This window comes from Pantoea sp. GM01 (assembly GCF_000282675.1).
In the GTDB taxonomy this organism is placed as follows: domain Bacteria; phylum Pseudomonadota; class Gammaproteobacteria; order Enterobacterales; family Enterobacteriaceae; genus Pantoea; species Pantoea nemavictus.
Genome location: NZ_AKIU01000088.1, coordinates 23,394 through 35,259, shown reverse-complemented (window position 1 = coordinate 35,259; position 11,866 = coordinate 23,394). Strand labels below are relative to the sequence as shown.

Below are 11,866 nucleotides of genomic sequence, written 5' to 3'. Positions count from 1 at the left end.
TAGGGTCGCCATTCATGGCGACCAGGTAACCCCCGCGGAGCCAGTGCGCTGCTTAACTGACGAGCATTACGCCATGAATGGCGACCCTACGTATCATGCAACGATGATGAGATAAGAAAACGTGTTACCGCGCAATTAAATCAGCGCATTGAGTTTGGCGGTCATATTAATTCCGCTAATCCCTTTTAATCCTAATTTGCGCAGGATTTTTATTTTATAAGTGCTGACGGTTTTACTGCTCAGCTGTAATTGCGAAGCGATCTCTTTATTACTCATCCCCGAAGCCAGTTTAACTAACACCACCAATTCGCGTCGCGTCAGGCTCATCAATTTCTCGCTCTCGATCAATTCTCCGGCATCCGCGGCGGCATGGGTCACCGGATAAAAACGATTACCGCGCTCGACTTCTTTTATGGCGGTAATCAGCGTGTCTAATTCCCCCCGTTTGTAGACATAACCTTCTACGCCTAATTGCAGGCAACATCGTTGATAAAAAAGACTTTCTGAGGCGGTAAATATGATGATTTTCTGTTCAGGAAGCGCGCGTTTAATATCGGCAATCAGCGGAATGCCGGCGCGGCCGGGCATGGTGAGATCGAGTAGCAGGACGTCTGGACGCAGCTGGTGCAGCTCGGTAATCAGCATATCTCCTTTCTGCGCAATGCCAACAATTGCATAGTGATATGAGTCTAAAAGTGCCTGGATACCCGCACAAATTAACGGATGGTCATCAACAATAAATACCGACTGAATCATATGTGTAGCCCAGAAAAAAAAGAAAAAACCCAAGGGTGAAAAACACCCATAAAAAAAACACAACCAGAGGTGTGACCAGATTAATTCACGGGGCTTAACAATAAGATTTAAGCTCTGTCTTGAATTTGGGAATTTAAGATCAATTGATCGGTTTTATGCGCGAGAACAAAGCACGTTGCTTTTTTTTCCGCCGTAACAGGACGCGAGTCATAAATCTGAAAACAAGCCGTTTTAACGTCGAGGCGATAAACCGCTGCGCATAAAAGGTGAATGATGTTTTCAGTTGATCAGCTTCTCGATAGTTACTGGCCAGGTCATCAGGCGGCGAACTGGCAAAAAAGCGCGCTGAAATGGGCGGTTCGCGAGCATGAATTCCAGGCATTTGCCGCGCGTTATCGCCACCTCAAAGGCGTGGACATGGTGGAGCAAGTGCTGGATCACCTGGATGTGCGCTGCGAACTGAGCGAGCGTGATTTAGAGCAGATCCCCACGCGCGGGCCGGTGGTGATTGTGGCGAATCATCCGCTCGGTGCGTTGGATGGATTGGCGCTGCTGGCGGCGGTTTCACAGGTGCGGCGCGATGTGAAAATCGTGGCTAACCGCATGTTGATGATGCTGGAGCCGATCAACAACATGATGCTGCCGGTGGATAACATGGGCAACCGCACCAGCCGCGAGCAGCTCACGCGCATGCAGCAACATCTTGATAATCAGGGCGTGCTGATTATCTTCCCGGCGGGCGAAGTGTCGCGCCTCTCCAGCCGTGGTGTGCGCGATCGTCACTGGCATCACAGCTTCCTGCGCCTCGCGGCCCGCGCCCGTGCGCCGATTGTGCCGGTGCACGTGGTGGGCCGTAACAGCCTGGCGTTCTACGCGGCGGCCAAAATCGCCTCGCCGCTGGCGCTGTTAATGCTGGTACGCGAGATGTTCCGCCAGCGCGGGTCACGCATCAAACTGCATATCGGCGAGCAGATCCCGTTTGCCAACTGGCACGATGGCCACACGCCGGGCAAAGAGCTGGCGAAGCGGCTGCGCAAACATCTCTACCGGATTGGTCAGGGCCGTCGCGGACTGTTCCAGACCGAAGCGGCGATTGCGCGTCCCGAAGATCGCGCTGAACTGAAAAAAGCGCTCATGGAGAGCGAGCGTCTGGGCACGCTGCCCGATGGCAAACAGATCTATCTGTGGCGGCGCAACGGCGCCAGCTGGGTACCGCTGCTGCGTGAACTGGGACGTTTGCGCGAAGTCGCGTTCCGCGCGGTGGGCGAGGGCAGCGGTCGCCGTCGCGATCTTGATAAATACGATGATGATTACTATCACCTGATTCTGTGGGATGACGATGCGCTGGAGATCGTCGGTGCTTATCGCTTTATTCCGGGTGCCGAACAGCTGGCGCGCCGTGGGCTGGAGGGGATTTACAGCGACAGCCTGTTCCACTACGACGCGCGCATGTTGCCGATCATTAATCAGGGATTGGAGCTGGGGCGCAGTTTTATTCAGCCCGCTTATTGGGGCAAACGCGGCCTCGATTATCTGTGGATGGGCATCGGTGCCTACATCGCCCGCTATCCGGAAACTCGCTATCTGTTTGGTCCGGTCTCGATTTCCGGCGGTATGCCGCTGGCGGCACGCGATCTGCTGGTGGCGTTTTATCGCCTCTACTTCCCCACCGAGCTGCCGTTGGCTACCTCACGTCGTCCCTATCCGGCATCGCTGCCAGAAGTGCTGGCCCAGTTCACCGGCGATAACTACAGCGAAGATTTGCGGCGTCTCAAACATCTGCTGGCCAATCTCGGTACCGCCATTCCTACGCTCTACAAACAGTACTCCGAGGTGTGCGAACCGGGCGGCGTGCAGTTTATCGATTTCGGCAGCGATCCCGATTTCAATAACTGCATCGATGGCCTGGTGCTGGTGGATCTCACCCGCGTGAAGCCCGCGCGCTATGAGCGCTATATCGGGATGCATCTGTGAATTGGCTTGCAGCACGCACGTCCTCGTTGCGGCGCGATTTATCGCGCTCTGTACACTCCGCTCTCCTGGAGAACGCGCAATAAATTGCGCCGCTACAACCTGAGCGGACAATGATGTCACGGCGCTGTCATCTGAATGTCGTAGGGTCTTAGCCGGACTGTCAGAGAAAGGCCGCAAACATGGCGTCAATCACACTGCGCGGGCTGTGCAAATCCTTTGCGGCGCAGCCGGTATTGCAAGACATCTCGCTGCAGATTGCGCAGGGAGAATTTATCGCCGTATTGGGCCCGTCGGGCTGCGGCAAGACCACGCTGCTGCGCCTGCTGGCCGGTTTCGAAACCGCCGATGGCGGCGAAATCCACGTTGGCGATCGTTGCTTTGCCGCACCGGGCGTGCATCTGCCGCCGGAAGATCGTCAGCTTGGCGTGGTGTTCCAGAGCTACGCGCTGTGGCCGCATATGACGGTGGCGGAGAATGTCTCCTACAGCCTGAAGGTGAACGGCGTAGCACGTGCTGAGCGCGATCGCCGCACCCAGCAGGCGCTGGAGCTGGTGGGATTAGAACACTTCGCGGCACGTCGTCCCGCCGATCTCTCCGGCGGCCAGCGTCAGCGCGTGGCACTCGCCCGTTGTTTGGTGGCGCAGCCGACGCTGGTGCTGCTCGATGAGCCGCTGGCGAACCTCGATGTTCATCTGCGTGCCACCATGGAAGAGGAGTTCCGCCGCTTCCATCACCACAGTCACGCCACCCTGCTTTACATCACCCACGATCAGCATGAAGCGATGGCGCTGGCCGATCGCATTGTGGTGATGGATGGCGGACGCGTAATGCAGTTCGCCACGCCGCAAACGCTGTGGCGCGAGCCGGCGAATGCCATGGTCGCGCGCTTTATTGATGACGGCAAAGTTCTGCCCATCAGCGACATTGAACCGCTCGGCGAGGGCCGCGCCTTTGCCACGCTGTTTGGGGTGCGCATGGCGTTACGCTGTGCGCCACATCAGCGCCCGCAGCCGCAGGCGCAGGCCAGTTTCCACGCGGTGGATTTTCGTCTGGCGCAGCCCGGCGAGCCGCAATTTGCCGCTCGCGTACAGCGGGTGATCTATCGCGGCGGCCATCACCAGCTCAACGTCACGCCGCTGTCTGCACCCGAATCCCGCCTCACGCTGCTGCTGGCCGATCAATCTTTACCCGCTGTCGACGCGACCCTCGGTGTGGCGCTACGCGACGGCTGGATTCTTCCTTCTTAACCTTCTTCTACTCAGGGACATGCGATGCGTACTACCTTCAACGTTTTGATGTTAGCCAGCGGTTTAGTGGTTTCTGCCGTCACTCATGCCGAACCGGCGCCAGCGGGCAAGCTAGTGGTCTACACCTCGCAGGCGCCGGAGATTGCGCAGCAAACCATGGATGCATTCAAGGCCGCCTATCCCAATGTGCAGGTGGAGTGGACGCGCAACGGCACCACGCAGTTGATGAACGTACTGCGTACCGAAATGCTGAGCGGCCAGGCCAAACCGGACGTGCTGCTGATTGCCGATGCCATTAACCTTGGCGCGCTGAAAAATGAGAACCAGCTCTACACCTACAGCGATGCGCCGCTCAGCCACATCAATCCGTCGTTCTACGACCAGGACAAGACCTTCTTTGGCACCAAAATTATCGCCACGGTGATTGCCTATAACACCCAGCACGCGCAGCCGGTTGACAGCTGGAGTGCGTTGGCGGTCGAAGCCAATAAAGGCCAAATCGCGGTGCCAAGCCCGCTGTACTCCGGCGCGGCGCTCTACAAGCTGCACACCGATATCAACACGCCGTCAATTGGCTGGAGCTTCTATAAAAAGCTGGCGGCGCTGGGTGTTGCGCCGCAGGGCGGCAACGGTCCGGCGCTGAAGGCGGTGGCCAGCGGGCTGGATAAATACGGCATCATCACCGACGCCGACGTGATTCTGGCGAAGAAAAAGGGCTCGCCGGTTGATCTGGTTTATCCGCAAGAGGGCGTCTCCTACGTCACCGAACCGGTAGCGATTATGAAATCGGTGCATAACCTGCCTGCCGCCAAAGCGTTCGTGAACTTTTTGCTGTCCGAGCCGGGCCAGAAACTCGTGGTTGAGCAGGGCAACCGTCCGGTTGACGATCGCATCGCGGCGCCGGAAGGTTTCACGCCCATCAACAAAATTAAGCTGCTGTCGCCGGACGTAGCGCAAGCGATTAAAGAAGACGCCGCAGTGCGCGACCAGTTTACCGCGCTGTTTGGCGGCTAATCATGAGCGTGGTGAGCAACGAATGGCGCAGCACGGCGCGCGGCGCTAAACGCCTGCGCTTTAACAGCGAACGGCTGATTCTGGCATTGATGGTGCTGTTGATTGGCCTGCTCTCGGTCGCGCCGCTGCTGCGGCTGGTGTGGACAGCGATTGCGCCGCACGGCGTGCCGGATCTGGCGCGCTTGACGCGTCTGCTGGCGAGCGATCGCGTGCTGATCGCCAGCTTCAATACCTTGTTCATTGCGCTCAGTTCGACCCTTATCTCGGTGCTGCTGGGCACCGTCGCCGCGTGGCTGGTGGCGCTCAGCGATATGCGCGGCAAAACCGCCTGGGTATTTGCCTTTATTCTGCCGCTGATGATTCCGCCGCAGGTGACGGCGCTGGCGTGGCTGCAGGCGCTGGCGCCCGGCAGTCCGCTGGCGCTGCTGTTTGCCCGTCTGGGATGGCCGTGGTTTGCGCCGGGCGAACAGCCGCTCTACTCCTTAAGCGGCATGGTGTTGCTGCTGGGTACCCACAATGCGCCGCTGGTGTTTCTCACCGTGCGTGCAGGGTTACGGCGGCTACCGGCTGATTTAGTCGAAGCCGCACAGGCCAGCGGCGCCTCACGGGCGCGCGTGCTGTTCACGATTATTTTGCCGCTGGCGCGCCCGGCGATTTTTGCCGGTGCCGCACTGACCTTTGTCGCGGCGGCAGGCAACTTCGGCATACAGGCGATGCTGGGGATTCCGGCGCGCGTGCCAACGCTGATCACGCTGGTGTATCAACAGCTGAATGGCATTGGTCCGAGTGCGCTGCCGAATACCGCCGTTTACGCCTTGTTGATTGCCGTGATTACGCTGGCGGGCATGGCGGCCAGCGCGTGGTTAGGTGGGCGACATGATGTGCGCGTCAACGGTGCGCCGCGTGTGTGGCAGCAATCGCTGGGGCGTGGCCGGATGGCGATTGCCGGCGTCGCCTGGCTGTGGATGGCGCTGACCTTGCTATTACCGCTCAGCGCCTTACTGATCACCGCATTAACTCGTGGTTTCGGCCAGGCGCTGAGCTGGCAAACCCTGACGCTGGAGAACTTCCGCGCCGCGTTATGGGGATATCCGGCGGTGCGTCACGCTTTTCTCACCAGCCTGGGCTTGACCACGCTAACGGCGCTGCTGCTGACCTTCTGCGCGCTGTTTCTCGCTTACTTTCTCAGCTGGCGTCGCAGCAAATTAGTGCGCGGCCTGTGGCTGGCAAGTGAACTGACCTACGCGCTGCCGGGCATTGTCACCGGCGTGGCGGCGATGCTGTTCTTTCTGCGTCCGCTGCCGATGATCAATATTTCGCTGTACGGCACGGTATGGATCATCCTTGCCGCTTATCTGGCGAACTTTCTCGCACTGGTGTTGCGTCCGACGCTGGCGGGATTTGCGCAACTGGAACCGGCGCTGGATGAAGCAGCGCGGTTGTGCGGTGCGGGTTTCATGCGCCGCATGCGCGATATTTTACTGCCGCTGGCGGCGCCGTCGGCCCTGGCCGGCAGCGTACTGGTATTTCTCACGGCGCTGAATGAGATTCAGGTCTCGATACTGCTGGTGACCTCGCAAACGCAAACTATCGGACCGACCATCGTGTTTCTTGATGAAGGCGGATCGGCTTCGCTGGCGGCGGCGGTGGGCTGCCTGATGATCCTCGTGGTTTTCTTATTAATGGCGCTTGCTACCAGGCTGACGCGCCGCCTGCCGCAGGGCGTTTTGCCGTGGCAGGCATAACGGTTTTTACCGTCAACAGTTGCTGATTGTTGAAGTATCCCGCTGAACATTTTCTCGCCACTGCCGATAACTGACCTACCAACATTTGTCTGTGGATGAATAGCGCTTGTCAGCGCTGCGTATTTGCGCTTAAGTCTGCATGCTAATTAAGAATTTTCTTAATATTTCTGAATAATACCAGGCCAGCAATAGGCGAATAACAATGAATAATAACTCTGACGTCATGTACCGATTATTGGTGCAGAGCGTGGTGGATTACGCCATTTACATGCTCAAACCCGATGGCACCGTGGCGAACTGGAACGCCGGGGCACAACGCGCCAAAGGCTACACGCCCGATGAAATTGTTGGGAAGAATTTTGCGCTGTTCTACAGCGAAGACGATCGTAAAAACGGCGCGCCGCAGCGCGGGCTGGCGGTGGCAACAGCGACGGGGCGCTTCGAAACCGAAGGCTGGCGCTATCGCAAAGATGGCAGCGCGTTTTGGGCGCATGTGGTGATCGACGCGATTCGGGATGAGTATGGCGAGCTGTTAGGTTTTGCCAAAATCACCCGCGACTGCACCGAACAGCAGGAACAACAGCGTAAACAGCGCGAGCAGGAGCAGCGCTTTCGCATGTTGGTGGAGGGCGTCAGCGATTACGCCATCTATATGCTCGATTTGGACGGCAACGTTGAAAATTGGAACGTAGGCGCCCAGCGCGCGAAAGGCTACGTGGCCGAAGAGATCGTCGGACAGCACTTCTCACGCTTCTATAGCGCACAGGATCGCCTCAATCACATCCCGGAAAAAAACCTCACCATCGCGTTTAAAACCGGCCGTTTCGAAGATGAAGGCTACCGCTATCGCAAAGATGGCAGCGCGTTCTGGGCGCACGTGATTATTGATGCGATTCGCGATGATGCCGGTAAATTGATCGGCTACGCCAAAATCACCCGCGACTGTACCGAGCAGCAGGCGCTGCTGCGCAAACAGCATGAGCAGGAGAAAAACTTCCGCCTGCTGGTGGAGGGCGTGCGCGATTACGCCATCTATATGCTGGATGTGCAGGGCCGCGTGGTGAACTGGAATAGTGGTGCTCAGCGCGCTAAAGGCTATATCGCCGATGAGATTGTCGGTCAGCACTTCTCGGTGTTTTATAGCTCCGCCGAACGCAATGCTAACGCGCCTGAAGCCAACCTCGGGATTGCGTTAAAAACCGGCCGTTTCGAAGATGAGGGCTGGCGCTACCGCAAAGACGGCTCGGCGTTTTGGGCGCATGTGGTTATCGAGGCCATCAACGATGAAACCGGTAAACTGATTGGTTTCGCCAAAATTACCCGCGATATCACTGAACGGCGTGAGAATGAGCAGCAGCTGCTGCGTGCACGCGATTTAGCGCAGACGCAGAGCGCGAAGATGTCTGAGCTATCGGGCTTCCTCGACACCATCATCAGTAATATTCCGTCGTGCGTGATTGTTGAAGACGCCATCAGCCGCGAAATTTTGATGGTGAATGACAAAGCCGAGCAGCTGTTTGGCGTCAATAAAGCGCTGATCATGCATAAACGTCCGCATGAGTGCATGTCGGCCGAGCTGGGGGATTACTTCAATAGCCTGGCGGATGTGGCCTTGCGCAGCGAAGGTATTCATGCGCGCGAACAGCTGATGCTAACCGCCAGCGGCGAGCGCATTTTGCATACCCGCGCTACCACCATCAGTGGCAAAGATATGCGGCAGAACTATGTGATGCTGATTGTGGAAGATGTGACCGACCAGCGCGAAGCCGATGCGCGCATCCGCCATATGGCGCACCACGATAACCTCACCAGCCTGCCAAACCGCGTGCTGTTCCGCCAGAAGCTGAGCGAAGCGCTGCGCGTGGATAACCAGAACGGCCAGACCAGCGCCACGCTGTGTCTCGATCTCGACAACTTTAAAAACGTCAACGATGCGCTCGGCCACCAGATTGGTGACGACCTGCTGCGCGTGGTGGCAAAGCGCCTGCGAACTGCGCTGCGCGATCACGATACCCTGGCGCGCATTGGCGGCGATGAGTTTGCCATTGTGCTGCCGAATGTGCGCAGCGCGGATGAAGCGGCGGTGGTGGCACAACGTTTGATCGAAGCGATTCGTCCGCCGATTAACGTGGAAGGGCATAACTTGTCGGTGGGCTTGAGCGTTGGCATCGCGCTGACCTCGCAAGCCACCAATACGCCGGAACATATGCTGCGCTGCGCCGACATGGCGCTGTATGAAGCCAAGCGCAATGGGCGCAACCGCTTCGAGCACTTCACCATGGAGATGGACGATCAGGCGCGCAGCCGTCGCGTGATCGAGAACGATCTGCGGGAAGCGATCACCGGTCGCCAGCTCAAACTCTATTACCAACCGATCACCGACGAGAAAGGCATTATTGGCTATGAAGCGCTGATGCGCTGGCATCACCCGATTAAGGGGCTGATCATGCCGAATGATTTCATCCCCATTGCTGAAGAGACCGGCTTGATCCATATGCTCGGCGCGTATGCGCTGTATGAAGCCTGCCGCGAAGCGCAGAGCTGGGGCACGCAACAATCGGTGTCGGTTAACCTGTCGCCGCTGCAGTTCAAGAACAGCTCGCTGGTTTCGGTGGTGGAAGGGGCGCTACGGGAATCAGGGCTGGCGCCGCATCGGCTGGAAGTGGAGATCACCGAATCGGTACTGCTGGACGATACGCTTGGCAATATCCGCACGCTGCAAAGCCTGAAAACCCTTGGCGTGCAGATTGCGCTGGATGATTTTGGCACCGGCTATTCATCGCTGAGCTATTTGCGATCGTTCCCGTTCGACAAGATCAAAATCGACAAGTCGTTTATCAACGATATGGGCGACAGCCGCGAGGCGCTGGCGATTATCCGCGCCATTACCGGCATGAGCCGCAGCCTGGATATTCAGATCACCGCCGAAGGTGTGGAGAGCAGCGAGCAGTTCGCCAAGCTGCGCGAAGAGGGCTGTACGCTGTTCCAGGGCTATTTCTTTGGGCGTCCACAGCCATCGGAACTGCGTTTGAAAAAGCTGGATTAAAATCGCGCGATCAATCGCGTCGCTACAGATTCGTGCATGTAGTGTAGCGGCGCAATTTATTGCGCAATGTTAAACGCAGCCATAAAAAAACGCCCGACGTGTCGGGCGTTTGCTGTTTTGCTGTGTGTAATCTTTATTATTATGCGCCGTGGCCGTCGACGGACATGTGGCCGAGATCTTTGTCCACCAGGAACAGGCCTTCGCCTTTGTTGCCCACCAGCGCCAGTTTATCCAGCACGGTTTTGAACAGTTTCTCTTCTTCATGCTGCTCTGCCACGTACCACTGCAGGAAGTTGAAGGTTGAGTAATCCTGGGTGGTTAATGCGGTGTGCACCAGCTCGTTGATTTTTTTGGTGATCAGCTGCTCATGCTTCAGCGCTTCTTCCAGCACGTCATTCAGTGAAGTCCAGCTAATTGCCGGTGCGGCAATGCTGCCCAGAACCGGCAGAGCACCTGCATCGCTGACGTAATCGAACAGCTTCTGCATGTGCTGCATCTCTTCGCGTGAGTGCATTTTCAGGAATGAAGCGGCACCTTCGTAGCCTTTATCGCTGCACCAGGCGCTCATCTGCAGATACAGGTTGGCAGAGAAGAATTCGAGGTTCAGCTGGTCGTTCAAACGAGAGGTCATTTCAGCGGTTAACATGGCTGATTCCTTTTTAATTTATTAAGTGAAGTACGGCGAATTATGCATCAATCTATACTTTTTTGTGAAGGCTTTTTCGTAAAAAGGTTGAATTTATCTTATTGATTGTAAATGGAATTATTCCACTTGTTGAATGCGAGGAGTTCTCAACTTTGACTAATTTTCATTCACGCTGGATTGATTATAGCTGCACATCGGGCGATGCTGAGGCTTGCCTTTACTTGTCAGGAGCTTAGCGGTGTCCAACGTCTTAGAGCATTACCATTATCTGCATGAAATCCCCGAGCTGGGTTTTCAGGAATTTAAAACCTCTGCTTATATTGCCGATCAGCTGGAAAGCGCCGGCATTAAAGTGACGCGCAGCATCAATAACACCACCGGCATTGTGGCGGAAATCGACAGCGGCAAACCTGGCCCGGTGCTGGCGCTGCGTGCGGATATGGATGCGCTGGGGCATATCATTAATGGCGTGGCTTGTGCTCGCCACACCTGCGGTCACGATGGTCACTCCTCGGTGGTGCTGTCGGCGGCGCAACAGCTGCTGAAAGAGGGCGCAATTAAGAGAGGACGCCTGAAACTGCTGTTCCAGCCAGCCGAAGAACTGGGTGCCGGGGCGCTGGCGATGATAGAAGGCGGCGCGCTTGATGATGTGGAGATGATTCTTGGCTTCCATGTGCGCCCGCTGGAGGAGTGTCACGTGGGGCAGGCGACGCCGGCGGTGATCTACTCAGCCTGCAGTACGCTGGAAGCGACGATTAAAGGGACTCCCGCGCACGCCGCGCGTCCGCATTTGGGCGTTAACGCGCTGGACGCGGCGGTACAAGCGGTGCAGGCGGTTAACGCTATCCATCTGCCGCCAGGTTTAACCTGGAGCGTCAAAGCGACGCGCTTCCTGTGTGATGCCGGTGTGACCAACTCGGTGCCGGATGAGGCGCGCGTGGTGTGGGATCTGCGTTCGCAGGAAAACGCGCCTATGGACCTGCTGAAAGAGAAGGTGACGCTGGCGATTCAGCACAGCGTGGCGGCGCTGGGTGCCTCGGCGGACGTGGTGGTGCTGAAAGAGATGCCGGCCGCGGAAATTCACGAGGAAGCCACTGCGGTGATTCGCGCGGCGATTGTTGATGTACTGGGCGAAGAGGGGCTGCTGGATACTAAAACCACACCGGGCAGCGAGGATTTCTTCTATTACCCGGTGAAAAATCCGCAGGTGAAAGCCGGTTTCTGGGGGCTGGGAACCAATCTGGTGCCGGGCCTGCATCATCCTGATATGCGCTTTGAATTGAGCTCGCTGGAGATTGGCGTGAAGATCTTTAAGGCGGCGGTGGTGCGGGTTCTGGGTTAGTTGTGATTGTTTCCCCTCGCCCTGGCCAGCGATTCCCCCCCTCGGCGAAATATTGTATGCTATGCCGCCTCAATTACTGATGGGATTTCAGGACTG

8 protein-coding genes are annotated in these 11,866 nt (G+C 57.1%); 6 read left to right on the top strand and 2 right to left on the bottom strand.

What is annotated here, in order from left to right:
• Window positions 1–135 precede the first annotated feature (135 nt).
• Window positions 136–819: a response regulator transcription factor gene (locus tag PMI17_RS22560; RefSeq protein ID WP_238541562.1), complete on the bottom strand. Its 684-nt coding sequence runs from the start codon at window positions 817–819 to the stop codon at window positions 136–138.
• A gap of 210 nt (window positions 820–1,029) precedes the next feature.
• Here PMI17_RS22560 and PMI17_RS22555 point away from each other — a divergent pair, with 210 nt between their 5' ends.
• The 5 genes from PMI17_RS22555 (at window position 1,030) to PMI17_RS22535 (ending at window position 9,782) form a co-directional block, all read left to right on the top strand.
• The gene (locus PMI17_RS22555; RefSeq protein WP_007893205.1) at window positions 1,030–2,730 is read left to right on the top strand and encodes a lysophospholipid acyltransferase family protein; all 1,701 of its coding nucleotides are present in this window, start codon (window positions 1,030–1,032) and stop codon (window positions 2,728–2,730) included.
• Window positions 2,731–2,909: 179 nt separating this feature from the next.
• Window positions 2,910–3,977, top strand: a complete 1,068-nt coding sequence (locus tag PMI17_RS22550) for an ABC transporter ATP-binding protein (RefSeq protein ID WP_007893204.1) — start codon at window positions 2,910–2,912, stop codon at window positions 3,975–3,977.
• Window positions 3,978–4,025: 48 nt separating this feature from the next.
• Window positions 4,026–4,991: an ABC transporter substrate-binding protein gene (locus tag PMI17_RS22545; RefSeq protein ID WP_238541564.1), complete on the top strand. Its 966-nt coding sequence runs from the start codon at window positions 4,026–4,028 to the stop codon at window positions 4,989–4,991.
• 2 nt (window positions 4,992–4,993) lie between these two features.
• Window positions 4,994–6,736, top strand: coding sequence for an iron ABC transporter permease (locus PMI17_RS22540; RefSeq protein ID WP_007893202.1), 1,743 nt, complete (start codon window positions 4,994–4,996; stop codon window positions 6,734–6,736).
• Window positions 6,737–6,938: 202 nt separating this feature from the next.
• The gene (locus tag PMI17_RS22535; RefSeq protein WP_007893201.1) at window positions 6,939–9,782 is read left to right on the top strand and encodes an EAL domain-containing protein; all 2,844 of its coding nucleotides are present in this window, start codon (window positions 6,939–6,941) and stop codon (window positions 9,780–9,782) included.
• Window positions 9,783–9,921: 139 nt separating this feature from the next.
• Here the strand turns inward: PMI17_RS22535 and ftnA are convergent, their stop codons facing one another.
• Window positions 9,922–10,428, bottom strand: a complete 507-nt coding sequence (gene ftnA / locus PMI17_RS22530; protein WP_007893200.1) for a non-heme ferritin — start codon at window positions 10,426–10,428, stop codon at window positions 9,922–9,924.
• Window positions 10,429–10,666: 238 nt separating this feature from the next.
• Here ftnA and PMI17_RS22525 point away from each other — a divergent pair, with 238 nt between their 5' ends.
• Window positions 10,667–11,770, top strand: a complete 1,104-nt coding sequence (locus PMI17_RS22525; protein ID WP_007893198.1) for a M20 peptidase aminoacylase family protein — start codon at window positions 10,667–10,669, stop codon at window positions 11,768–11,770.
• Window positions 11,771–11,866 lie beyond the last annotated feature (96 nt).